Genomic DNA, 21,246 nt, shown 5'->3' with positions numbered 1-21,246 from the left:
TTCCGGAAGGAGGAAATTAATAATGATTCAACCATTTACACGTTTACATGTGGCTGACAACTCTGGTGCGAAGGAACTGATGTGTATCCGCGTACTGGGTGGTACTGGACGCCGTACAGCAGCAATCGGTGATCTGATCGTTTGCTCCGTCAAACAAGCAACACCAGGCGGCGTTGTCAAAAAAGGTGATGTAGTTAGAGCGGTAGTTGTTCGTACAAAGCGTTCGGTACGCCGTAAAGACGGATCTTACATCGCATTTGACGAGAATGCAGCTGTTGTTGTTAAAGACGACAGAAGCCCGCGCGGAACACGTATCTTCGGACCAGTGGCTCGCGAACTTCGCGACAAGGACTACATGAAGATCGTTTCCTTGGCACCGGAAGTTATCTAAAATATCCGTACTCGTACGGGTTCTACATGAGAAGGTCAGTTATAGGAGGTGTAATCAATGCCTAGAGTGAAAAAAGTTCTTGAATCCCATAACAATAAACTGCACGTGAAGAAAGATGATGTGGTGCTTGTGATCAGCGGGAAGGACAAAGGTAAAAAAGGCCGTGTCATCGCTGCTTATCCTCGTGAAAACCGCGTCCTGGTAGAAGGCGTAAACATGGTGAAGAAACACCAGAAGCCTAACCAGCTGAATCCGCAGGGCGGAATCATCGAACAGGAAGCTTCGATCCATGTGTCCAACGTAATGCACATTGATCCGAAGAGCGGAAAAGTAACACGCATCGGCTATAAAGTGCTTGATAACGGTAAGAAAGTTCGGGTAGCTAAAAGATCCGGAGAGATTATCGACTAATACAGTCCTGATGAAAGGAGGTAAAGCTTCATGGCAGCAAGAATGAAAGAACGTTTCTTGAATGAAATCACTCCTGCTCTTATGCAGAAGTTCAACTATACTACTGTTATGCAAGTGCCTAAGATCGAGAAGATCGTCATCAACATGGGTGTGGGTGACGCTGTTCAGAACTCCAAAGTACTTGATGCAGCAGTAAATGATCTGCAATTGATCTCTGGTCAAAAGCCGGTTATCACTAAAGCAAAAAAATCCATCGCCGGTTTCAAACTGCGCGAAAATATGCCGATCGGGGTTAAAGTAACACTGCGCGGCGAGCGTATGTATTACTTCCTGGATAAATTGATCAACGTTACGCTTCCACGCGTTCGTGACTTCCGTGGTGTTTCCAGCAAAGCCTTTGACGGCCGCGGTAACTACACACTGGGTCTGAAAGAGCAATTGATCTTCCCGGAAATCGAGTATGACAAGGTAGATAAGGTCCGCGGTATGGACATCGTTATCGTAACGACTGCAAAGACGGATGAGGAATCCCGTGAGCTGCTGAATCAGCTGGGAATGCCTTTCACAAAATAAGCATCATCCATTTCTCCGAAACTGTTTAGGAGGTGTCAGTCTAAGTGGCAAAGACTTCAATGAAAGTTAAACAACAGCGTGAGCCTAAGTTCAAAGTGCGTGCATATACACGTTGTGAGCGCTGTGGTCGTCCACATTCGGTACTGCAAAAGTACAAAATTTGCAGAATTTGTTTCCGCGAATTAGCATATAAAGGCCAGATCCCTGGCGTGAAGAAAGCAAGCTGGTAAGAAGCTTATAAACGGGAAGGAGGTTTACACACATGACTATGTCTGATCCTATTGCAGATATGCTTACTCGTATTCGTAACGCCAACACTGTGCGTCACGAGACAGTAGAAATGCCTGCTTCTACTATGAAGAAACAAATTGCGGACATTCTGAAGCGTGAAGGCTTCATCCGTGATGCTGAATTCGTTGAAGATAGCAAACAGGGGATTATCCGTATTTTCCTGAAATACGGCCCGAACCAGGAGCGCGTTATCTCCGGTCTGAAAAGAATCAGTAAACCAGGTCTGCGCGTTTACACGAAGAGCAACGAGGTTCCTCGTGTACTTGGCGGTCTGGGAATCGCGATTATCTCCACATCCAAGGGAGTTATGACCGACAAGGAAGCTCGTCAATCAAAATCGGGCGGAGAAGTTATCTGCTACATCTGGTAATAAACGTCACAAGATAAGGAGGTGCAACACATGTCTCGTATTGGTCGTAAACCAATCGCAGTACCTAGCGGTGTAGATGTTACTTTGAACAACGCCGTTATTACAGTAAAAGGTCCTAAAGGTACTTTGACTCGTGAGCTTCATAAAGACATGAAGATTACAGTTGAAAATAACGAAATCACTGTTGTTCGCCCGTCGGACAACAAGCTGCATCGTTCACTTCACGGCACAACCCGCTCCGTTGTCAGCAACATGGTGAGTGGTGTAACTGAAGGGTTCTCGAAATCTCTGGAACTGGTTGGGGTCGGATATCGTGCAAGCAAGTCCGGAGATAAAGTCGTACTGAACGTTGGTTACTCCCACCCGGTTGAAATCACACCGGAAGCGGGCATCGAGTTCGAGGTTCCTGCGAACACGAAGATCATCGTTAAAGGGATCGACAAAGAACGCGTAGGCGCTTATGCTGCCAAGATCCGTTCTGTACGTGAACCTGAGCCGTACAAAGGTAAAGGTATTAAATATGAAGGCGAGCGTATCATCCGCAAGGAAGGTAAAGCTGGTAAGAAGAAATAACCAGCTCTACCTTAATTGTAAGATACCCCGTGCATCTTAAAGTGAAGCTGTCTACGGCAAACTGAAGGGAGTGAAAGGGAAGTCATGATTACAAAAGAGGATAAAAACAAGGCTCGTCTCAAAAGACACCTGCGTGTTCGTAAAAAAATCCAGGGTACTGCTGAGCGTCCGCGTTTGAACGTATTCCGTTCTTCAAAACACATCTATGCTCAACTGATCAATGACGTGACAGGCGTTACTCTCGTATCTGCCTCCACACTGGATAAAGAGCTGAGTGCTACAATCGGAAACGGCGGCAGCGTTGAAGCTGCAAGCAAAGTTGGTCAACTGATCGCTGAGCGCGCCAAAGAAAAGGGTCATACAGCGGTAGTATTTGACCGCGGTGGATACCTGTACCATGGACGGATTCAGGCTCTGGCAACCGCAGCCCGCGAAGCTGGTCTTGAATTCTAGAATAATTCTTAAAAGGAGGTTAACGACTTGCGTGTAGATCCGAACAGTTTAGAACTGACAGAAAGAGTTGTACACATTAACCGTGTTGCAAAAGTTGTAAAGGGCGGACGCCGTTTCAGCTTTAGTGCACTTGTTGTTGTGGGCGACGGCAACGGTTATGTCGGTGCGGGTATCGGTAAAGCCGGAGAAGTTCCGGATGCCATCCGTAAAGGCATTGAAGACGCCAAGAAAAACCTGATCCACATTCCAATCGTAGGAACTTCGATTCCTCACCTGGTTACTGGTCATTTCGGCGCAGGACGCGTTCTGCTGAAACCAGCATCCGAAGGTACCGGCGTTATCGCTGGTGGACCGGTTCGTGCGGTACTTGAATTGGCAGGCGTTGGCGACATCTTGACAAAATCTCTGGGTTCTTCGAATTCCATGAATATGGTCAATGCTACTCTGGAGGGACTTTCCCGCCTGAAACGCATTGAAGAAGTCGCGAAGCTTCGCGGCAAATCTGTCGAAGAATTACGCGGTTAAGGAGGGGAACGTCAATGGCAAAGTTGCAAATTACCCTCGTTCGCAGTGTAATTGGACGTCCAGAAACACAACGTGTTACTGTTAAGACGCTCGGCCTGCGCAAAACCAACTCGTCCGTGGTTCACAACGACACTCCTGCAATTCGCGGGATGATCAACAAAGTGAGCCACTTGCTGTCCGTTACTGAAATTGAAGGCTAATCGCCTCGTATAACATTAACAAACATAAGGAGGTGCAAACGATGAAGTTACATGAACTTGCTCCAGCTCCTGGATCACGGAAAGAACGCAACCGCGTGGGCCGTGGACCAAGTAGCGGAAACGGTAAAACTTCGGGCCGCGGTCACAAAGGTCAAAACTCCCGTTCCGGCGGTGGTGTGCGTCCAGGCTTCGAGGGTGGACAAAACCCACTCTATCGTCGTCTGCCTAAACGTGGTTTCATCAATCCTACCCGTAAAGAGTACGCGATTGTGAACCTTGAAGATCTGAACAGCTTTGCAGAAGGAACAGAAGTAACTCCAGAGCTTTTGCTTGAAACTGGTGTTGTCAGCAACACTAAGAGCGGCATCAAGATTCTCGGCAACGGTGAACTGGCTGTTAAACTGACTGTCAAAGCAAATAAGTTCTCTCAATCTGCGGTAGAGAAAATCGAAGCTGCCGGCGGTAAAACCGAGGTGATCTAATGTTCAAGACGCTTAAGAATATATGGCATGTTGAAGATTTGCGCAAAAAGATCCTGTTTACCCTGTTCGTTCTGATCATTTACCGCATCGGTTCGTTTGTGCCGGTTCCCGGTGTGAACAAAGAAGTACTGGAATCAACAAATCAGGGCGGAGACGCTTTGATGGGTCTTTTGAACACCTTCTCGGGCGGAGCGCTCAAAAACTTCTCGATTTTTGCGATCAGCATTTACCCGTACATTACGGCATCCATCATCGTGCAACTGCTCTCGATGGATGTTGTTCCTAAGTTTGCCGAGTGGGCGAAGCAAGGGGAGCACGGGAAAAAACAGCTGGCGCAAATTACGCGTTACGGCACAGTCGTGCTAGGTTTGATTCAAGCGTTTGCCACATCTATCGGATTTAACCGGATTTATGGCACTGAGATGATTCCAAATGCAACCTTTGCGGATTACCTGCTTATCGCGATCATATTGACGGCGGGTACATCGTTCTTGATGTGGTTAGGTGAGCAGATCACTGAAAAGGGAATAGGAAACGGGATTTCGATCCTGATTTTTGCGGGAATCGTCGCCGCCTTTCCGGGATATATCACGGCTACAGCACAATCAAGCTTCATCCAGCCGGATCAGATGTTCCTGAATATTCTTAAAGCCGTTATTGTTCTGGTCGTGATTGTTGCGATTATTGTCGGGGTTATCTTTGTTCAGCAAGGTATCCGCAAAATCCCTGTACAATACGCTAAGCGCGTGGTCGGTAACAAAATGTACGGTGGACAGAATACACATATTCCGCTTAAAATTAATGCGGCTGGTGTAATTCCTGTTATCTTCGCCGTCTCATTGCTTCAATTCCCGGTTGTGCTCTCATCCTTCTGGTCTACTCATGAGTGGGCCAAATGGATTGCGAAGTATCTGGCCATTGAAGCGCCGCTCGGAATGCTCCTGTATGTGGTGATGATCATCGGATTTACGTTCTTCTATACGTTTGTTCAGATGAACCCGCAACAGATGGCAGAGAACATGAAGAAGAACGGCGGATACATTCCAGGTATTCGTCCGGGCAAGGCAACTGAAAAGTATCTGACCAGAGTAATGTCCCGTCTGACGATGTCTGGCGCTTTGTTCCTGGCTTTGATCTCTATTTTGCCGATGTTCTTTGGTACGCTGGCAGGGCTGCCTAAGCAGGTTAAGATCGGCGGTACTGCGCTGCTGATCGTAATCGGTGTGGCACTGGATACCATGAAGCAGATCGAGAGCCAATTGATCAAACGCCATTACAAAGGCTTCATCAATAAATAGGCGATAGGTTCCGGTGAAGTACCTGGATTCTTAGACTTCCCGGTACCTATTGTGCTGTTTCTTGCCTGGTGGCGAACGTTTGGGGGGAGTAGAGAATCGTGAACATTTTATTCATGGGCCCTCCTGGGGCAGGCAAGGGAACACAAGCCTCAGTGGTTGTGAAGGAACTTGGTATTCCGCATATTTCGACAGGTGACGCCTTCCGCTTGGCAATCAAGCAGGGAACGCCGGTTGGGCTGAAGGCCAAATCATACATTGATCAAGGCTTGCTTGTACCTGATGATGTGACGATTGGAATCGTTGAAGAACGGCTGCAGCAGTCCGATTGCGAAAAAGGTTTCTTATTGGATGGCTTTCCAAGAACCCTTTCGCAAGCGGAAGCGCTGGGAGAGATCCTGAGCCGTCTCGGGACTTCACTGGATCACGTGATCAACTTGAATGTGGACCGCGGACTGCTGATGGCGCGTCTTACCGGACGCCGGATCTGTTCAGTATGCGGAACATCCTACCATCTGATTTTCAACCCGCCGAAGCAAGAAGGCATCTGCGACATTGACGGCGGCGAGCTGTATCAGCGTCCGGATGACAACGAAGAGAGTGTAGGCAAGCGCCTGGATGAGTATGATAACAAAACAGCGCCGCTGCTTGCATTTTATGAAGATAAAGGTCTTTTGCGTCAGGTCAACGGAGAAAACGAAATCAATGTCGTTTCTTCTGAAATTGTATCTATGCTGCGGGGTTAATGTAATGATCATCTGTAAATCCGAACAGGAACTTGTCTTCATGAGGGAAGCTGGTCGAATCGTTGCCGAGTGTCACCGCCGTATTGCTGAGGCTATCAAGCCAGGGGTTACGACCGGAGAGCTCGACAGAATTGCTGATCAATACATCCGCAGTCAGGGTGCAGTGCCGTCTTTTAAAGGCTACAACGGTTTTCCTGCCAGCATTTGCGCTTCAGTCAACGAACAATTGGTGCATGGATTTCCAGGGAAACGCAAACTGGTGGAAGGCGACATTGTGACGCTGGATATCGGTGCAGAGTACCGCGGTTATCATGGGGACTCCGCCTGGACCTACGGGGTAGGCCGCATTTCCGAAGAAGCCCAGCGTCTGCTGGATGTCACGGAAGGCTCTCTCTACGCCGGCCTGGCGTTAGTCAAACCGGATGTGCGCCTGTTTACAATCTCCCACGCCATCCAAGCATATATCGAAGATGCGGGGTTCTCCGTAGTCCGCGAGTATGTTGGCCATGGCATTGGGGCAGAACTGCATGAAGAACCGCAAATTCCGAACTATGGCATAGCGGACCGCGGACCACGTCTGAAGCCGGGTATGGTACTCGCCATTGAGCCGATGGTTAACGCAGGGGAACGGTATGTCAGAACGCTGGAAGATAACTGGACGGTCGTTACGGTAGACGGTTCGCTGTGTGCTCACTTTGAGCATACCGTGGCGGTTACGCCGGACGGCATGGAGATTTTCACAAAACTGAATGCGTAGGTGATCTTCACGTGAATACTGGGAGCAGCCCGCAGATTGGTCAGATCGTGAGAATTCTCAAAGGCAAGGATGCCGGAGAGGCTGCCGTTGTTATCGCAGTTGTGGATAGCAGGTTTGTATATATTGCTGACGGGGACAAACGCAAGTTTGACAGCCCAAAGAAGAAGAATATTCAGCATTTGGAGCTCATACCCTTCATCAGCAGTGAGATTGTAGACAGTTTGGAAGAAACCGGCCGGGTCACCAACGGAAAGCTGCGGTTCGCAGTGATGAAGTACGGACAGCCCGCTGGAAAAAGTGCTAAGGAGAGAGGAGACTAACTGTGGCTAAGGAAGATGTCATTGAAGTAGAAGGAACGGTTATTGAGCCGTTGCCCAACGCAACGTTTAAGGTAGAGCTTGAGAATGGTCACCAGATACTTGCCCATGTGTCCGGGAAATTGCGGATGCACTTTATCCGTATCCTGACCGGGGACAAAGTGGTCGTGCAGTTATCGCCTTACGATCTGTCGAAAGGCCGTATAACTTACCGTAAATAGATGGGAACTACAACAAAAGTTTTGCTTCGCAGAACTTTGAGGAGGTAATTAACATGAAGGTAAGACCTTCTGTAAAGCCCATTTGCGAAAAATGCAAAGTCATCCGCCGCAAAGGGACTGTTATGGTAATTTGCGAAAATCCGAAACACAAACAAAAACAAGGTTAAAGAAGGGGGTGTAGCGTAATGGCTCGTATAGCTGGAGTGGATTTGCCACGTGACAAACGCGTTGAGATCGCCTTGACTTATATTTTCGGAATCGGTAAAACGACTTCCCAGAAAATTCTTAATGAAACAGGCATTGACGTTAACACACGTGTCCGTGATTTGACGGAAGATGAAGTCAGCAAACTGCGTGAAACGATCGACAAAGAGGTTAAGGTTGAAGGTGACCTGCGTCGTGAAATTTCCTTGAATATTAAGCGTCTTACTGAGATCGGCTGCTACCGCGGTGTTCGTCACCGTCGTGGATTGCCTGTTCGCGGTCAACGCACCAAAACTAATGCCCGTACCCGTAAAGGCCCGCGTCGTACTGTAGCAAACAAAAAGAAATAAGAAGAGGTGAGAAGAGACAATGGCTAAACCGAAAAAAGTCGTACGTACCAAACGTCGCGACCGGAAAAATATCGAGTCTGGCGTGGCACACATCCGTTCCACGTTCAACAACACGATCGTTACGATCACGGACCCTCATGGAAATGCAATTTCCTGGGCAAGCTCCGGTGGTCAAGGATTCAAGGGTTCCCGTAAATCGACTCCATTCGCAGCACAAATGGCAGCCGAAACTGCCGCTAAGGCAGCTATGGAACACGGCATGAAGTCCGTAGAAGTTATGGTTAAAGGACCGGGCGCGGGCCGCGAAGCAGCCATCCGTTCCCTTCAGGCCGCTGGCCTTGAAGTTAACCTCATTAAAGACGTTACTCCAGTTCCTCACAATGGATGCCGTCCGCCGAAGCGTCGCCGCGTATAGTAGAATCAGAATTGTGATTGTGGTATAATTCTGACGCATCTGCTAATAATAGGTGTTTAGGCATACTACATGATACACCTGATGGGGTGACTGTTTCATATAGGAGCGACGTTTGAAGGAGGGGTACACTCGTGATAGAAATCGAAAAGCCGAAAATTGAGACCGTAGAAGCCAATGAGGATGGGACCTATGGGAAATTCGTAGTTGAACCGCTGGAACGTGGATATGGCACGACTCTGGGGAACTCGCTTCGCCGGATTCTGCTGTCCTCCCTTCCGGGAGCCGCAGTGACTTCGGTCCAAATTGACGGCGTTCTGCATGAGTTCTCGACCGTTCCCGGCGTAATGGAAGATGTGACGGAGATCATCCTGAACCTTAAAGCTCTCTCGCTGAAGATTCATTCGGACGAAGAGAAAGTGTTCGAGATTGATGCTGAAGGAGAGGGCATCGTTACCGCAGGTGATATTCGTGCGGACAGCGATGTTGAGATCCTGAACCCGGATCTTCATATTGCAACGCTGGGACCTGGCGCGAGACTGCACATGCGCATTTTTGCAGGCCGTGGTCGCGGCTACGTCCAAGCGGACCGGAACAAACGCGACGATCAGCCAATTGGTGTAATTCCAGTTGACTCTATCTACACCCCAATTTCACGTGTGAATTACGGTATTGATAATACCCGTGTCGGTCAAGTTACCAACTACGACAAATTGACGCTGGAAATCTGGACAGATGGCAGTATCCGACCGGAAGAAGCCGTTAGCCTTGGAGCCAAAATTTTGAACGAGCACCTCGTTCTGTTCGTAGGTCTTACGGACGAAGCGAAAGACGCCGAAATTATGGTTGAAAAAGAAGAAGACAAAAAGGAAAAGGTACTCGAGATGACGATCGAGGAGCTTGATCTTTCTGTCCGTTCCTACAACTGCCTCAAACGCGCCGGTATTAATACCGTGCAAGAGCTGACTACCAAGACTGAAGAAGATATGATGAAGGTCCGTAACCTGGGCCGCAAATCTTTGGAAGAGGTACAAGAGAAGCTTGAGGAGCTTGGTTTGGGACTTCGTACAGAAGAATAGCTTTCGGATTCTTGAGACTTGAGTGAAGGAGGGAAAACAAAATGGCATACCAAAAATTGGGCCGTGATTCCAGCGCGCGTAAAGCACTGTTCCGCGATATGGTAACGGATCTGTTCCTATACGAACGTATTCAGACAACAGAAGCCAAAGCGAAGGAAGTTCGTTCCATCGCTGAGAAACTGATCACTAAAGCGAAAAAGGGCGATCTTCATGCTCGCCGTCAAGTAGCTGCATTTGTTCGTCGTGAGACTGTAGATGGTGAACAAGATGCAATCCAGAAACTGTTCTCTGACATTGCTCCTCGTTACACTGAGCGTCCAGGCGGATACACCCGTATCCTGAAGCTGGGACCTCGCCGTGGCGATGCTGCGCCTATGGTTTATCTTGAACTGGTAGACCGCGCGTAGTTTCACAAGCCATGATTTCCGGATGTACGTACTACGTTTAACGTTATTGTACTGCAGGGCATAATCCCCCTGCTGTGCAAATAACCGCGGGAATCACCTTGGATAGAGTAGAAGGAGCTCCCGCCGGGGCTCTTTTTTTTTGAAAGAGGAGAATGAAATGCGCAATCTATTGATGAGAGTCAATTATGACGGAACCCATTATGATGGCTTTCAGACCCAGCCTCAGGGCAATACGATTCAGGACAAGCTGGAACATGCCATTCTGCACTTAACCGGTGAGCAGCTCAAAATAACAGGCTCAGGACGGACAGATGCAGGTGTTCATGCGTATGGCCAGCCCTTTAACTTCATCACCTCCTCGCAGATCCCGCTGGAGCGGTGGTGTCTGGCACTGAATGCCAGGCTGCCGCAGGACATCGTGGTCACTGAGGCCGCTGAGGTGCCGCTCTCGTTCCACTCCCGCCGAGGGGCGAAGCGCAAAACCTACCGGTACACGATAAGCGGCAACCGGTTCCCGGATCCGTTCCAGCGGCGCTGGCAGCATCATCATCCGGGCAAACTGGATCTTCAGGCGATGGAGCAGGGATTGGCAGCGCTGCTGGGCACCCACGATTACACTTCATTTGCATCCAGACATTCTACCAAGACCTCCCACGTCCGGACGATATATGAAGCATATATTGAGGTGGACCGCAGCATGTGCCGTCCGGGCTCCCCTGACCAGGGAGTAATTCACACTTATATTACAGGCAGCGGCTTTCTGCAGCATATGGTACGCATTATTATGGGCACGCTGATGCAGGTGGGGGAAGGCAAAGTCAGCGCGGATCAAATCCCCGTCATTCTTGCGGCATGTGACCGCGGAGCAGCCGGTCCTACGGCTGTATCCAAGGGTCTGGCACTCTGGAGTGTGGAGTATGACGAGAGTGTGATGACCGAAGAAGGGAATACTATTTTTTCGCAAAATAGTGTCTCTGAAAGTTAAAAATCACTTGCACTCATCGGGTTTATGCTGTAATATAAAAGTTGTGTTTTCTTGATGGCTATCCCACAGCCCCGATCAAGGAAATGCCAACAATCAAGCTTTTCCAACATACAAATATGTGATTCTAAATGCGAAACAAGATATACGAAACAGAAGATTTTCGTACGAGAACAAGGAGGAAACATTCATGCGTACCACCTATATGGCGAAGCCGAACGAAGTTGAACGCAATTGGCACATCATTGATGCCGAAGGCAAAACACTTGGTCGTTTGGCAAGCGAAGCCGCTGCCCTGATCCGCGGCAAACACAAACCGCAATTCACTCCACATGTTGATACAGGCGATTTCGTAATTGTTATCAACGCTGAGAAGATTCACCTCACAGGTAAGAAAATGCAGAATAAGAAATACTACCGTCACTCGATGCACCCAGGCGGCTTGAAGGTTACTGTTGCTGAGGACCTGATCAAGACCAAACCTGAGCGTATGATTGAATTCGCAGTTCATGGCATGATTCCTAAGACTCGTCAAGGTAATCACATGAAGCTGAGACTCAAAGTATATGCAGGCGCTGAACATCCACATGCAGCACAAAAACCTGAAGTTTACGAACTTCGCGGATAAGAATAGAGGAGGACAGTTTCATGGCACAAGTACAATACTATGGGACAGGTCGTCGTAAACATTCGGTAGCACGTGTTCGCCTTGTACCGGGTGAAGGACGCATTGTCATTAACAAACGTGAGATGGACGAATATTTCGGTGTAGAAACACTGAAGATGATCGTAAGACAACCTTTGAACCTGACTGAAACTCTGGGCAGCTACGATGTAATCGTGCTTGCACATGGTGGCGGCATCTCGGGTCAAGCTGGAGCAATCCGTCACGGTATCGCCCGTGCACTGCTCAAAGTAGACCCTGAATATCGCGGTACGCTGAAGAAAGCCGGCTTCCTGACTCGTGACCCACGCATGAAGGAACGTAAGAAATACGGCCTCAAAGCCGCTCGTCGTGCACCTCAGTTCTCGAAACGTTAATATTCCCTTGTTCTCAAGGAAAAGAAGCTCCCGGTCATTATGGCCGGGAGCTTTATTTGTGTTCTGTATCTTAGGAAGATCGGTGGTGGCATACCACTTTTTATTTGGGATGAGCAGCCAGGTTTTGCAGCAGCAGGTTATTATATTTGGCTGCATGTTTTTGCTCATCCAGAATAATGCCGTACAGAGTGTCCTTGTAGATCCCGTAGGGAAGCCCGAACCAGATCTTGCGGTATTTCTCCACGGCAGATAATTCCCCCTGAAAGGCTTGCTGCAGCCCCGCCATATACGAAGTAACTGGGACTGGAGTCTCGTTGCTAACCCCTGTAACCTCTTGCCCGCTCAAGTCCCTGTACATCTGGCGAAACATCTGATTATGCTGTCTTTCATCCGCCCGGATCGAAGCGATGACCTGAGCCTGCTCCGGATTAGGAGCGAGTGCAATCAACTGGCTGTAGAACAGCTCATCATTCCGCTCCCCCTGCACCGAAGTTCTTATTAATTGAAGCGCTTCCTGGGGGGATGTAGCCCATACTGGGGAGAACTGAACCCGGTACCAATAAGGGTAAACCGTACTCATATGCATAGCCTCCGATAATGTAAGTATTTATCTTTATTTATATGCGCATCTGCCTAGGGTGTGATTAAGGAACTGTGGAGGAACTGGCACACCACTTATCCCTTTTATATAAACCTTCGTACGGTGCTTTGATCTGCTTCAAGGATCTTTTCAACATCTCTCATTTGGAGTACAAAATTTCGCTTGGATAACCCATACCGGTGTACGAGCTGGTGAAGCTGTAAGGTAAGCTGTCCATCGAAGCATACCAGGTCTCCTCTCGCAGCTGGTGCGTATTCCAGATTCCTAAGTGTGTCCAGCTCCATTTCTTGAAATCTCTCCTCCAGGGGAATCATCCATTCAGATTGGCTAGACAAGGTGTGTGGGTCAAGGCAGATAATAAGCTGATCTGGACCATCCAGTGTGCTGTAAGGATCATAGTACGCAAAGATTACGGGGTGTTCTGAAACATGGTCAGCAGTCTCCCCAGTTGGATAGAAAGTGTACGCTCTCTCTTTTCTTCGCACAGGCCACAGCTCCCCTTCATATTCCCGGCGTAAGATTTGATCGAAGCGGATTTTGGCCATATCGGTGGGTACACCAAACAGCGCAGAAATCTGATGAACCGCAGTATAATAAACATCGGATAATTTGTACGATTGAAGCATAAAAAAGGGCATAGTGGCGTAAAGGACGAATTTCTCGGCGTCTTCTTCCTGTGCTTTAATAAATGGAGCAGGTAGTACCGTTTGATTGCCGGCATGTCTCAGGATATGGCAGAGCTCATGCAGGAAATCAAACCGCTGCTTCATAGGAGTAGTCCGATTATCAAGCAGTATATAACGCACGCCTGTTGCAGATTCATAAGCCCGGCTTGTAATCGGCGCATAATTAACAAGCACGTTTAACTCCTCTGAAAGTTTCGGAATGGTGATGTCCTCCGGTTGCAGAATAGAGTGTGCTATGTAAAGTTCCTCAACAAATTGCTCCAAATGTGTTTTTGTATAATGAATAAACATATATAACCTCCGAAGTAGAATGTATGTTCGTATGTATGGGTATGCGGAATCAGCCCGTTGGCTGAAACCACGATTAGCTCTACTTTTTTATTTGGGGTCTGAAGAGTCGGCCTTTTTCTTTTCTTGGTCTTTGATAAATTGCCAGAAGGTTAACATTTCCCGCTTGCGCTCATCCGGAGCATCCAGATAATCCTTGAAAAACAGTCCATGCTCCGGATTGTTTAAAAAGGCTTCAAACTCAGACAGCTCAGATAGTGCTGAAGACGAAGTGTCTTCTGCGCCTCCATAGGCCAGACGCTCCATTTCTTCAGTAGTGATTCCTAAAGCACGACAAACCTTAAGAACATTATCAACAGAAGCTCCTCCGACACCCCGCATTAGAATGGACCTGAGCGTAGTATAAGGAATTCCTGCTTTTTCTGAAAAAGCTTTGGTGTTCAGGCCGCTTTCCTCAATTAACCTCTTTAAGACTTCAGCCCGTTGCACACGCAGTCCTCCCCATAATAATAAATATACGATACTTCGTACTATGTATTTCTATTCTAGGCACAATGATGAGATTTGTAAATATGCATTTTCGTATTTAGAGGGATATTATTCTTGACAAAGTACGAAATTGAGCATAACATGATACAAAAATACGAAATTGAGTATATTTGATGTGCAAAATAATAGGGGGAGATACGCATGGGCGTTATTGAGCAGGAGAATCTGGTATTCCAAAGTTCTAATTTTGGTCAAAGAATGCTGCCGGAATATCAAATTTCATTAAAAAGTGTAGAACAGCTGTATAAAGTTGCGGATGAAGATGATAAGAAGGTGATCGCGGGAATGGTCAGTGACTGCAAGTATGTGATTGAATGGCTGAGCAGCGGCCGCAGGCCGGGCAGCAAGCGGGGTATTGAACGGCGTGCGGGTTATGAGCGGGAAATTCTTGTTGAGCCCATTCGTATGCAGAATTTCACCGGCCGCTTCAATGCGGTTCCTACAGAAGGAATATCGGAGGTTCAGCGTTTTCAACTGGAGCATATCCTTGGGTTGTTGAGCAGGAGAGAGCGGGAGTGCTATATGCTGGCTAACGGTGAAGGGTTCTCACATGTCACTATTGCTGGGATGCTCAACATTTCGGCTGGAAGTGTAAGTGAGTACATCCAACGGGCGCAAAAAAAGATCAGCTCCGTAATGGACGAATCAACCTCTCCTGTCTGATAAGGTGAGCTTTTTATAAATAATAAAATGGGTTTGTCTAGTGAAAGCCCCTAATAAATAGAAGGGAGGCTAACCATCTTAAATAAGGAGGGCGACAGTGACCATCACGTTATTAATTTTGGCCATTCAAAGATTTCTGCAACAGGAATTGGCTGATGATACGCAGCCTGTGCCCCCAGTACTGCTGGGATATCTTCCGCCGAATACAAGCGTAAATCCGGTATCTCCGGTTATTATGCTTCGGCCTGCTGAGGGTGAGGGAGATTCCGATCACGGGCAAATTCAAATTAAACTTCAGTTTGGAACCCATTCCGAAGATGATACAGGCTTGATTATGCTGCTTAATCTGATGGAGCGGGTACGTATCCTGCTGTTGCGCCAGAGAGTCCTTGAACAGAAATTTGTTGTAGACGCCAGTTGGACATGGAAGCTTGACGAAGAGCACCCTTCAGCATTCTGGAGGGGCGAACTTACAACAACCTGGGCATTGCCCCAAATTCGACAGGAGGTAGTATTGTGAATTCTATTCAAAATAATGACCAGCCTCAAACCGGGCAGGAGCCCATCCAAATCTATCTGGGACCCAACTTGCGTGGAGGCCAGCTGCTGCAATCCACCGTGTTCCGGTCGGGTATCCCATCTTACTTAACACCGTTAATGGCTGAACAGCCGGATGTGGCTGAACTGATTGTTCCGGTTGAGGAAATGACCGCAGTGCAGGAGCGCATTCTTCAAGCGGGTACCGCTGAATATACAGTCTATCAAAGGCTTCTTGGGAAGGGGATTTAATCAATGGCATTTAAACATGGTGTAAGCATTATTGAACAGTCGACTTCGGTTCTGGCTCCGGCTAAAGCAACAAGCGGTATTCCTTTTGCAGTAGGTACAGCTCCGGTTCATCTGGCGGCAGCAGCAGTTCCGGTTAATACTCCGGTGCTTGTGAATAGCTATGCGGAAGCCGTTGCTGCTCTGGGGTATAGTGATGACTGGTCAAAATATACGCTGAGCGAGTTAGTGTATTCTCATTTTGCCTTGTACGAAAGAGCTCCTATGATTCTGGTCAATGTGCTTGACCCGGCTGTCCACAAGACAACGGTGGCTCCTGAAACGGTGACTGTCAGTAACCGGCTGGCGACCTTGCAGGCTGAAGGGGTACTGCTGCCGACGCTGATTGTTAAATCTTCAGATGGCACTTCCACTTATGTGTCCGGTACGGATTATACGGCTGCTTTTGATGAGAATGGACATGTACTGATTACAACGAAGCCTTCTGGGGCCATTGCAGCCAACGCAGATCAGCTATCTGTCGGTTATGACAAACTGAATCCTGCTGCTGTAGAGGCTGAGGATATCATTGGAGGCGTGACCTCCTCGGGCGAATACACCGGATTTGAGCTGGTGCATCAAGCGTACCCTCGTTTCGGTATCCTTCCCGATCTGCTGATGGCTCCGGGCTGGTCGCATTTGCCTGCGGTTGCCGCAGTGATGAAGGCGAAGGCAGGAAATATTAACGGGAATTTCAAGGCGATTGCTCTGACGGATATTGATCCATCCCAATCTTATACAGAGGTCGGTACATGGAAAGCCAACAATAACTACACGGGTGCGCTCCAAATTGCCGCCTATCCGATGCTGACGCTTGGGGAGAAGAAATATCATTTCTCCACTCAGCTTGCCGGCCTTATTGCCGCGGCGGATGCAGATAATGGCGGTATCCCTTTTGTATCGCCTTCTAACAAGCCTCTGCAGGCGGATGGTACTGCACTAGCTGACGGGACAAGCCAATTCCTCGGAATTGACCAGGCCAGCTTCCTGAACAGTGCAGGCATTGTAACCGCACTTAACCTGGGAACAAGCGGCTGGAAAAGCTGGGGGAACAACACCGCTGCGTATCCGGGTATAACTGATCCTAAAGACAGCTTTATTCCGGTCCGCCGGATGTTCAACTGGATCGGCAACAGTCTGATTCTGACCTACATGCAGAAGGTGGATGACCCGATGAACAAGCGGCTAGTCGCTGCGGTTACGGATTCCGTTAACATTTGGCTGAATGGCCTGACGGCATCGGGAGCACTGCTGGGCGGACGGGTAGAGTTCAATGAGTCCGAGAATCCGGTGACAGATCTGATGGCCGGTAAGGTCACCTTCCATCTGCATCTTACGCCGCCTGGGCCGGCACAGGAGATTTCCTTCCTGCTTGAATACGACACAACATACTTGGCTGCGCTGGTAGCGTAGAAGGAGGAGCAATCATGCCAAAAAGATCAGAACGGGTTATTGATTATTCGGTGTATTTGAATGCCGTCGATTACTTGGGAACAGCAACCGCGACTCTGCCGGAAATTACTTACCTGGTAGATACCATCAAAGGGGGCGGGATTGCCGGAGAAATGGCGGCGCCATCCCCAGGGTACACGGGGGCGATGAGTCTGGCGCTTAAATGGCGCACGATTGAGAAGGCAGCGGCCTCTCTGCTGGCACCGAAGGTGCACACGCTGGATCTGCGCGCTTCCATTCAGACCTTCGATACTGCGACCAGTGAATACCGCGAGGTGCCGTTTAAGGTTACCATCCGGGCGAGACCGCTCGGCCTGACACTCGGTAATCTGGAGACCGGAGCAGCAATGGATACTACCAACAACTTCTCGGTTAACTATCTGAAGGTCACCCTGGATGGTGTCCAGGTACTGGAAATTGACAAATATAACTACATTCATAAAGTATACGATGTGGATTACCTTGCAGCTACCAAAGAGAATCTGGGTCTATAAGGAGAGTGCACGATGGGAACAAAAGAGCTGGAGGAGACCGGAGCGGAAGTCTACACTTTCGCCCGGCCCGTCACCTTTGAGGGCGATACGTTTGAGAGCCTGAGTATTGATTTTGACAAGCTCACCGGTGAGGACATCCTTACCTGTGACCGGCAATATCAGATGGAAGCCGCCCGTCAATCCGGCGGGGAATTGATTAAGGAGACCAATAAAGCTTATCAGGCTTATATTGTAGCTAAGGCAGCCGGTGTTCATGTTGGACTCATCCGGGCTCTGCCTGCTAAGGATTTCACAAAGCTGACCTTACAGGCACAAAGTTTTTTGCTGCTGTAGGCTGCGGAGACGGCGATGGGATCAAAGACATCGTCGTCTCTTTGGCCATGCTTACCCATACTCCAATCCCCTATTTTCTCAGCCTGCCTGTTGAGGAACTGGGGGATTGGGCAGAGCGGGTGGCGAGAATTAAAGGAGGGAGGTAACCTATGGCAGGTTCAGGTTCAGGGAGTCCAAGCATCAGTGAGCTTATTGTCCGGCTGAATGTATTGGTGAATCCCAATGTTCCCCATTCTGTCGAGGAAGTGGAACAGCAAATTAAGGATTTGGAAGACGTGCTTAAGGAGCTGGCCAAGGCGGGCTACTTCGATCAACTCGGCGAAGATGCTGAGGACGCTGGTGACGAAGCCGAACAACTCGGTGACAAACTTAAGGCTGCTTTCAAAAAAGTGGATTTCTCCATGCTGACTAAAGCGGTTGAACCCCTAAAAGCGGTATGGAGCGCTGTGAATGATTCTGCCGGGGCAATGGCGCAGCTTCAGGCATCAACCGGATTAACCGCCGATGAAATGAGCGAAATGAAAGAGATCTCCGATAGCCTGTACAGTCAGAATTATGGTAAAGACTTCGAAGATATCGGTGAAGCGGTTGGAACGGTGAAGCAAGTTCTGGGTCAAACCGGAGATGAGCTGGAGAAGACCACCCAGACGGCTATGACGTATCGCGATGTTTTTAAGGGGGATATATCAGACTCCGTACAAGCCGTTGACGCGATGATGCAAAAGTTCGGTATCTCTTCAGAGCAGGCCTATAATCTGATGGCCCAAGGTGCGCAGAAGGGCATGAACACATCCGGCGGGCTGCTAAGTGCCGTAGAGAAGTACAGCGCTGATTTCAAAAGAATGGGATATTCTGCCGATGAGATGTTTGAGCTGTTGAGCTCTGGCATGGACAATGGGGGGAATTCACTTGAGGGTCTTGCCGGGCTTGTGAAGAAATTCAGCTCAACCGTAAAAGAGGGCTCGGATTCCACAAAGGCCGCCGTCTATGAGCTGTTTGCACCTGAGCAGCTGAACCAATTCAGTGCTGCACTTGTAAGTGGCGGAACGAAGTCGAAGGAATTCGGCGAATTGGTGAAAGTGGCCGGGAAGAATGGAGCTGTTGCCCTGGTCAAGGATTTGAAGGCGGGCGGAGACTCGGCGAGCAAAGCCATGCTTCAGCTACGCAAAACAATGGGCAATGGGGATGAAATCTTCAAAGGGCTGGCAGACGGTTCTATGACTGGTAAGGATGCCATGAATCAAGTGATTGCGAAGTTAAAAGCAATTAAAGATCCGGTTCATCAAGCGGCCCTTGCCAGCGCTATATTCGGGGCTCAGTTTGAGGAAATCGGAAATAAAGCGGTGTTGTCGTTAAGCCAGACACGGCATCAGTTTGATATGACCCGGCAAACGATGGATGAAGTGTCTGCGATTAAGGACAATACGCTAACCGAGCAGTTTTCAGCCATAGGGCGGGAGCTGATGTCCGGTCTTGTGGTTCCACTGGGAGAGAGCGTGATGCCGGCGCTTCAGGGGCTGACTAGCTGGGCGTCAGATAACAAACAAGCACTGATGGTGATTGGTCTTGCGGGGCCTACTGCCGTACTGGCTACAAAGACCGTGAAGATTGTTCAGGAGTTCTCAAAGATCATCGGGGCGGCAAGCGCGGCCAGTGGAGCGGCTGGAGGATTTGCAGGTGCGCTGGGGTTGCTGACGAATCCTGTAGGTCTTGCTGTTGCCGGTGTCGGGCTGGTTACAGCCGGTGTCATCGCCTTCAAAAAGCATCAGGAGGATGCGCGCCAGGAGCTTCTGAATATGGGGGATGCGCTGGGTGAATCCTATGCCAATTATTCAGCGATTGAGGAGGCTAATACCAAGACCCAGAATCTAATCACTGAGCATGACCGGTTAACAGGGAAGATTAAGGATGCAAGAACTCCAGCTGATGAATTGTTAGAAGCCAGACGAAAACTAAAGGTTGTAGAGAAAGAACTTATAGATATGAACCCGAATATTCTGTCTGCTGAAGGCTCCAAGAATGATAAATTCCGAGAACAGATGGGTCTTGTCGGAGATATTGCCAAAGCCCGGGAAGAAATGGGACGTCGTGAACTAGAACATGAGGCCCTTACTGCACAAGCCAAATTGCCTGAATTGGAGAAAAATTATTCAGAGCTGACTCAGAATCTTAAAGATCAAAGTGCCGCCTATGAGGAGATGAAGGTAAAGTATAGGGACTACGTTGTGCTTATGGAGGAGTACAATGAAATAGAATATAGTGATCTCGATCCTAATCAACAAGGCGAGAAATTTTTAGCTTTTACTAAAAAAGCAAGCCAAGTGACTGGGAAATATTATACAGGACCCGCTTTGTTTCAAGAAGATTATTCTAAAATGGAGAAATCCATTAATAAAAAGAACGACCAACTTAAGAAAACAGAAAGTGACAGGAAAGAGGCAGAGGATGGTCTGGTCAATTATTACAATACCCAGAAAAAAATAGTTGAACTTGATCTCGGCGGTACCTTGCAAGAGCAGGCGGCCAAGTACAAGGATATGTCTGCTGCTGAACAAGAGCGGTTCAGGGAGGCTCTGGATAAGGTGATGCTTCTTAACGCTGCTCTTGATGAGCTGCCTGCTGAAATGAAAGTGAATTTGAAGCTTATTTGGGAACAGATAGGGAAAGTCCCGAGTGCTACTGGAGTTCCTGGGGGAGAGGGCAAAGAAGGTGTCAAACCGAATGGGAAGTCATACCACCCGCTTTATGGACCACTAAGCATTGCAGAATACGCTGAAGGCGGTATCGCATACGTTCCCTCTATTTTTGGTGAAGCTGGCCCCGAAATCGCTATTCCCTTGAACCGCAAGCCCCGGTCAAGGTCTTTGCTTGAGAAGGCAAATGATTTAATGGGATATAATAATAATTCCGTTAACAATGGGGATATACATGTAACCTGGGCGCCTAGTGTAATCCTTCAGGGTGGCGATAAATCGGTAGCTGAACAGGTACGGGAGGCTTTAAAGCAGACAGAGGACGGATTCGAACGCCGGTTCAAGTCGATGCTGCTGCAACAGAGGCGGGTGAGCTTCCAATGATCTATAGAACGGTACAAGGTGATATGTGGGATGGGATTGCTTTTAAAATCTATGGAGATGCCCGTTTCCTGACGTTGCTCCTGAATGCTAATCCGGCACATGCTGCTGTCAGTGTATTCTCAGGCAACATTGTACTGAATGTACCGGAGCTTCCCTCCGACATATCCAGCTCATTACCTCCTTGGCGAAGGGAGTGAA

Annotated in this window: 34 protein-coding genes; 31 read left to right on the top strand and 3 right to left on the bottom strand. The window is 48.6% G+C overall.

All coding sequences use genetic code 11. From position 1 onward, the window contains the following. Positions 1 to 22 precede the first annotated feature (22 nt). The 23 genes from rplN to rpsI all read left to right on the top strand — a co-directional run bounded on the left by rplN (position 23) and on the right by rpsI (position 12,080). Positions 23 to 391, top strand: a complete 369-nt coding sequence (gene rplN / locus MHI24_RS12995; protein WP_036680556.1) for a 50S ribosomal protein L14 — start codon at positions 23 to 25, stop codon at positions 389 to 391. A 57-nt stretch (positions 392 to 448) separates the two neighbouring features. Beyond that, entirely contained in the window at positions 449 to 802 is a 354-nt protein-coding gene (gene rplX, locus MHI24_RS12990) for a 50S ribosomal protein L24 (protein ID WP_019908235.1), read from the top strand. Between the two features lie 30 nt (positions 803 to 832). Then, entirely contained in the window at positions 833 to 1,375 is a 543-nt protein-coding gene (gene rplE, locus MHI24_RS12985; RefSeq protein WP_340026011.1) for a 50S ribosomal protein L5, read from the top strand. Positions 1,376 to 1,419: 44 nt separating this feature from the next. After that, positions 1,420 to 1,605 carry a type Z 30S ribosomal protein S14 gene (locus tag MHI24_RS12980; protein ID WP_206102160.1) on the top strand — a complete coding sequence of 62 codons (186 nt, stop codon included), beginning with the start codon at positions 1,420 to 1,422 and terminating at the stop codon, positions 1,603 to 1,605. A gap of 32 nt (positions 1,606 to 1,637) precedes the next feature. After that, the gene (gene rpsH / locus MHI24_RS12975) at positions 1,638 to 2,036 is read left to right on the top strand and encodes a 30S ribosomal protein S8 (RefSeq protein ID WP_238655661.1); all 399 of its coding nucleotides are present in this window, start codon (positions 1,638 to 1,640) and stop codon (positions 2,034 to 2,036) included. Between the two features lie 30 nt (positions 2,037 to 2,066). Next, positions 2,067 to 2,609: a 50S ribosomal protein L6 gene (gene rplF / locus MHI24_RS12970; RefSeq protein WP_238655662.1), complete on the top strand. Its 543-nt coding sequence runs from the start codon at positions 2,067 to 2,069 to the stop codon at positions 2,607 to 2,609. An 84-nt stretch (positions 2,610 to 2,693) separates the two neighbouring features. Beyond that, positions 2,694 to 3,062 (top strand): 50S ribosomal protein L18, encoded by a 369-nt coding sequence (rplR, locus tag MHI24_RS12965; protein WP_340026010.1) that lies wholly within the window; start codon positions 2,694 to 2,696, stop codon positions 3,060 to 3,062. A 27-nt stretch (positions 3,063 to 3,089) separates the two neighbouring features. Then, a complete protein-coding gene (gene rpsE / locus MHI24_RS12960) occupies positions 3,090 to 3,587 on the top strand; it encodes a 30S ribosomal protein S5 (protein WP_036652980.1) in 498 nt (165 codons plus the stop codon). Between the two features lie 14 nt (positions 3,588 to 3,601). Beyond that, on the top strand, positions 3,602 to 3,787 hold the full coding sequence (gene rpmD / locus MHI24_RS12955; protein ID WP_019908243.1) for a 50S ribosomal protein L30: 186 nt from the start codon (positions 3,602 to 3,604) through the stop codon (positions 3,785 to 3,787). 41 nt (positions 3,788 to 3,828) lie between these two features. Beyond that, on the top strand, positions 3,829 to 4,269 hold the full coding sequence (gene rplO / locus MHI24_RS12950) for a 50S ribosomal protein L15 (protein ID WP_238655664.1): 441 nt from the start codon (positions 3,829 to 3,831) through the stop codon (positions 4,267 to 4,269). Beyond that, complete coding sequence (gene secY / locus MHI24_RS12945) at positions 4,269 to 5,567, top strand: preprotein translocase subunit SecY (protein WP_340026009.1); 1,299 nt, start codon at positions 4,269 to 4,271, stop codon at positions 5,565 to 5,567. The genes rplO and secY overlap by 1 nt, the downstream gene beginning before the upstream one ends. A gap of 98 nt (positions 5,568 to 5,665) precedes the next feature. Beyond that, positions 5,666 to 6,310: an adenylate kinase gene (locus MHI24_RS12940; protein WP_340026008.1), complete on the top strand. Its 645-nt coding sequence runs from the start codon at positions 5,666 to 5,668 to the stop codon at positions 6,308 to 6,310. 4 nt (positions 6,311 to 6,314) lie between these two features. Continuing rightward, entirely contained in the window at positions 6,315 to 7,067 is a 753-nt protein-coding gene (gene map / locus MHI24_RS12935; protein WP_340026675.1) for a type I methionyl aminopeptidase, read from the top strand. An 11-nt stretch (positions 7,068 to 7,078) separates the two neighbouring features. Continuing rightward, a complete protein-coding gene (locus MHI24_RS12930) occupies positions 7,079 to 7,387 on the top strand; it encodes a KOW domain-containing RNA-binding protein (RefSeq protein ID WP_238655668.1) in 309 nt (102 codons plus the stop codon). Between the two features lie 2 nt (positions 7,388 to 7,389). Next, a complete protein-coding gene (infA, locus tag MHI24_RS12925) occupies positions 7,390 to 7,605 on the top strand; it encodes a translation initiation factor IF-1 (RefSeq protein WP_018753971.1) in 216 nt (71 codons plus the stop codon). A 53-nt stretch (positions 7,606 to 7,658) separates the two neighbouring features. Beyond that, positions 7,659 to 7,772, top strand: a complete 114-nt coding sequence (gene rpmJ, locus MHI24_RS12920; protein WP_003322638.1) for a 50S ribosomal protein L36 — start codon at positions 7,659 to 7,661, stop codon at positions 7,770 to 7,772. 18 nt (positions 7,773 to 7,790) lie between these two features. Then, positions 7,791 to 8,159 (top strand): 30S ribosomal protein S13, encoded by a 369-nt coding sequence (gene rpsM / locus MHI24_RS12915; protein ID WP_036721817.1) that lies wholly within the window; start codon positions 7,791 to 7,793, stop codon positions 8,157 to 8,159. Between the two features lie 19 nt (positions 8,160 to 8,178). Next, the gene (gene rpsK, locus MHI24_RS12910; RefSeq protein ID WP_020427052.1) at positions 8,179 to 8,574 is read left to right on the top strand and encodes a 30S ribosomal protein S11; all 396 of its coding nucleotides are present in this window, start codon (positions 8,179 to 8,181) and stop codon (positions 8,572 to 8,574) included. Between the two features lie 131 nt (positions 8,575 to 8,705). Further along, a complete protein-coding gene (locus tag MHI24_RS12905; RefSeq protein ID WP_238655669.1) occupies positions 8,706 to 9,650 on the top strand; it encodes a DNA-directed RNA polymerase subunit alpha in 945 nt (314 codons plus the stop codon). Between the two features lie 41 nt (positions 9,651 to 9,691). Next, complete coding sequence (rplQ, locus tag MHI24_RS12900) at positions 9,692 to 10,057, top strand: 50S ribosomal protein L17 (protein WP_019908254.1); 366 nt, start codon at positions 9,692 to 9,694, stop codon at positions 10,055 to 10,057. A 157-nt stretch (positions 10,058 to 10,214) separates the two neighbouring features. Then, complete coding sequence (truA, locus tag MHI24_RS12895; protein WP_340026006.1) at positions 10,215 to 11,042, top strand: tRNA pseudouridine(38-40) synthase TruA; 828 nt, start codon at positions 10,215 to 10,217, stop codon at positions 11,040 to 11,042. A gap of 187 nt (positions 11,043 to 11,229) precedes the next feature. Beyond that, positions 11,230 to 11,667, top strand: coding sequence for a 50S ribosomal protein L13 (gene rplM / locus MHI24_RS12890; protein WP_036692430.1), 438 nt, complete (start codon positions 11,230 to 11,232; stop codon positions 11,665 to 11,667). A 20-nt stretch (positions 11,668 to 11,687) separates the two neighbouring features. After that, positions 11,688 to 12,080, top strand: coding sequence for a 30S ribosomal protein S9 (gene rpsI / locus MHI24_RS12885; RefSeq protein WP_238655671.1), 393 nt, complete (start codon positions 11,688 to 11,690; stop codon positions 12,078 to 12,080). 100 nt (positions 12,081 to 12,180) lie between these two features. On the opposite strand, the gene MHI24_RS12880 is transcribed toward rpsI, so the two are convergent. From MHI24_RS12880 to MHI24_RS12870, 3 genes are all read right to left on the bottom strand, one after another. Then, complete coding sequence (locus MHI24_RS12880) at positions 12,181 to 12,660, bottom strand: ferritin-like domain-containing protein (protein ID WP_340026004.1); 480 nt, start codon at positions 12,658 to 12,660, stop codon at positions 12,181 to 12,183. 104 nt (positions 12,661 to 12,764) lie between these two features. Then, positions 12,765 to 13,658, bottom strand: a complete 894-nt coding sequence (locus MHI24_RS12875; protein WP_340026003.1) for an ImmA/IrrE family metallo-endopeptidase — start codon at positions 13,656 to 13,658, stop codon at positions 12,765 to 12,767. Positions 13,659 to 13,745: 87 nt separating this feature from the next. Next, on the bottom strand, positions 13,746 to 14,144 hold the full coding sequence (locus MHI24_RS12870) for a helix-turn-helix transcriptional regulator (RefSeq protein WP_340026002.1): 399 nt from the start codon (positions 14,142 to 14,144) through the stop codon (positions 13,746 to 13,748). A gap of 201 nt (positions 14,145 to 14,345) precedes the next feature. Here MHI24_RS12870 and MHI24_RS12865 point away from each other — a divergent pair, with 201 nt between their 5' ends. From MHI24_RS12865 to MHI24_RS12830, 8 genes are all read left to right on the top strand, one after another. Next, entirely contained in the window at positions 14,346 to 14,867 is a 522-nt protein-coding gene (locus MHI24_RS12865; protein WP_340026001.1) for a sigma factor-like helix-turn-helix DNA-binding protein, read from the top strand. A 97-nt stretch (positions 14,868 to 14,964) separates the two neighbouring features. Continuing rightward, positions 14,965 to 15,387 carry a hypothetical protein gene (locus MHI24_RS12860; RefSeq protein ID WP_340026000.1) on the top strand — a complete coding sequence of 141 codons (423 nt, stop codon included), beginning with the start codon at positions 14,965 to 14,967 and terminating at the stop codon, positions 15,385 to 15,387. Next, positions 15,384 to 15,656 carry a hypothetical protein gene (locus MHI24_RS12855; protein WP_340025998.1) on the top strand — a complete coding sequence of 91 codons (273 nt, stop codon included), beginning with the start codon at positions 15,384 to 15,386 and terminating at the stop codon, positions 15,654 to 15,656. The genes MHI24_RS12860 and MHI24_RS12855 overlap by 4 nt, the downstream gene beginning before the upstream one ends. Before the next feature lie 3 nt (positions 15,657 to 15,659). Then, the gene (locus tag MHI24_RS12850) at positions 15,660 to 17,105 is read left to right on the top strand and encodes a phage tail sheath family protein (protein ID WP_340025997.1); all 1,446 of its coding nucleotides are present in this window, start codon (positions 15,660 to 15,662) and stop codon (positions 17,103 to 17,105) included. 14 nt (positions 17,106 to 17,119) lie between these two features. Then, the gene (locus MHI24_RS12845; RefSeq protein WP_340025996.1) at positions 17,120 to 17,638 is read left to right on the top strand and encodes a phage major tail tube protein; all 519 of its coding nucleotides are present in this window, start codon (positions 17,120 to 17,122) and stop codon (positions 17,636 to 17,638) included. A 12-nt stretch (positions 17,639 to 17,650) separates the two neighbouring features. Next, positions 17,651 to 17,971, top strand: a complete 321-nt coding sequence (locus MHI24_RS12840; protein WP_340025995.1) for a phage tail assembly protein — start codon at positions 17,651 to 17,653, stop codon at positions 17,969 to 17,971. A 149-nt stretch (positions 17,972 to 18,120) separates the two neighbouring features. Next, positions 18,121 to 21,048: a phage tail tape measure protein gene (locus MHI24_RS12835; protein WP_340025994.1), complete on the top strand. Its 2,928-nt coding sequence runs from the start codon at positions 18,121 to 18,123 to the stop codon at positions 21,046 to 21,048. Beyond that, positions 21,045 to 21,245, top strand: coding sequence for a tail protein X (locus MHI24_RS12830; protein ID WP_209878878.1), 201 nt, complete (start codon positions 21,045 to 21,047; stop codon positions 21,243 to 21,245). The genes MHI24_RS12835 and MHI24_RS12830 overlap by 4 nt, the downstream gene beginning before the upstream one ends. The last annotated feature ends 1 nt before the right edge of the window (position 21,246 follow it).

It is taken from the genome of Paenibacillus sp. FSL K6-1096, assembly GCF_037977055.1.
Lineage (GTDB): Bacteria > Bacillota > Bacilli > Paenibacillales > Paenibacillaceae > Paenibacillus_AQ.
The sequence above is the reverse complement of the archived record's forward strand: the minus strand, read 5'-3'. Positions and strand labels throughout refer to the sequence as shown.

Excerpts from the sequence above, each read along its gene's own strand:
- rplN (WP_036680556.1), top strand. The coding sequence starts at position 23 with ATGATTCAACCATTTACACGTTTACATGTGGCTGACAACTCTGGTGCG.
- rplX (WP_019908235.1), top strand. The coding sequence starts at position 449 with ATGCCTAGAGTGAAAAAAGTTCTTGAATCCCATAACAATAAACTGCAC.
- rplE (WP_340026011.1), top strand. The coding sequence starts at position 833 with ATGGCAGCAAGAATGAAAGAACGTTTCTTGAATGAAATCACTCCTGCT.
- rpsH (WP_238655661.1), top strand. The coding sequence starts at position 1,638 with ATGACTATGTCTGATCCTATTGCAGATATGCTTACTCGTATTCGTAAC.
- rplF (WP_238655662.1), top strand. The coding sequence starts at position 2,067 with ATGTCTCGTATTGGTCGTAAACCAATCGCAGTACCTAGCGGTGTAGAT.
- rplR (WP_340026010.1), top strand. The coding sequence starts at position 2,694 with ATGATTACAAAAGAGGATAAAAACAAGGCTCGTCTCAAAAGACACCTG.
- rpmD (WP_019908243.1), top strand. The coding sequence starts at position 3,602 with ATGGCAAAGTTGCAAATTACCCTCGTTCGCAGTGTAATTGGACGTCCA.
- rplO (WP_238655664.1), top strand. The coding sequence starts at position 3,829 with ATGAAGTTACATGAACTTGCTCCAGCTCCTGGATCACGGAAAGAACGC.
- secY (WP_340026009.1), top strand. The coding sequence starts at position 4,269 with ATGTTCAAGACGCTTAAGAATATATGGCATGTTGAAGATTTGCGCAAA.
- map (WP_340026675.1), top strand. The coding sequence starts at position 6,315 with ATGATCATCTGTAAATCCGAACAGGAACTTGTCTTCATGAGGGAAGCT.
- rpmJ (WP_003322638.1), top strand. The coding sequence starts at position 7,659 with ATGAAGGTAAGACCTTCTGTAAAGCCCATTTGCGAAAAATGCAAAGTC.
- rpsM (WP_036721817.1), top strand. The coding sequence starts at position 7,791 with ATGGCTCGTATAGCTGGAGTGGATTTGCCACGTGACAAACGCGTTGAG.
- rpsK (WP_020427052.1), top strand. The coding sequence starts at position 8,179 with ATGGCTAAACCGAAAAAAGTCGTACGTACCAAACGTCGCGACCGGAAA.
- rplQ (WP_019908254.1), top strand. The coding sequence starts at position 9,692 with ATGGCATACCAAAAATTGGGCCGTGATTCCAGCGCGCGTAAAGCACTG.
- truA (WP_340026006.1), top strand. The coding sequence starts at position 10,215 with ATGCGCAATCTATTGATGAGAGTCAATTATGACGGAACCCATTATGAT.
- rplM (WP_036692430.1), top strand. The coding sequence starts at position 11,230 with ATGCGTACCACCTATATGGCGAAGCCGAACGAAGTTGAACGCAATTGG.
- rpsI (WP_238655671.1), top strand. The coding sequence starts at position 11,688 with ATGGCACAAGTACAATACTATGGGACAGGTCGTCGTAAACATTCGGTA.
- MHI24_RS12880 (WP_340026004.1), bottom strand. The coding sequence starts at position 12,660 with ATGAGTACGGTTTACCCTTATTGGTACCGGGTTCAGTTCTCCCCAGTA.
- MHI24_RS12875 (WP_340026003.1), bottom strand. The coding sequence starts at position 13,658 with ATGTTTATTCATTATACAAAAACACATTTGGAGCAATTTGTTGAGGAA.
- MHI24_RS12865 (WP_340026001.1), top strand. The coding sequence starts at position 14,346 with ATGGGCGTTATTGAGCAGGAGAATCTGGTATTCCAAAGTTCTAATTTT.
- MHI24_RS12850 (WP_340025997.1), top strand. The coding sequence starts at position 15,660 with ATGGCATTTAAACATGGTGTAAGCATTATTGAACAGTCGACTTCGGTT.
- MHI24_RS12845 (WP_340025996.1), top strand. The coding sequence starts at position 17,120 with ATGCCAAAAAGATCAGAACGGGTTATTGATTATTCGGTGTATTTGAAT.
- MHI24_RS12840 (WP_340025995.1), top strand. The coding sequence starts at position 17,651 with ATGGGAACAAAAGAGCTGGAGGAGACCGGAGCGGAAGTCTACACTTTC.
- MHI24_RS12835 (WP_340025994.1), top strand. The coding sequence starts at position 18,121 with ATGGCAGGTTCAGGTTCAGGGAGTCCAAGCATCAGTGAGCTTATTGTC.
- MHI24_RS12830 (WP_209878878.1), top strand. The coding sequence starts at position 21,045 with ATGATCTATAGAACGGTACAAGGTGATATGTGGGATGGGATTGCTTTT.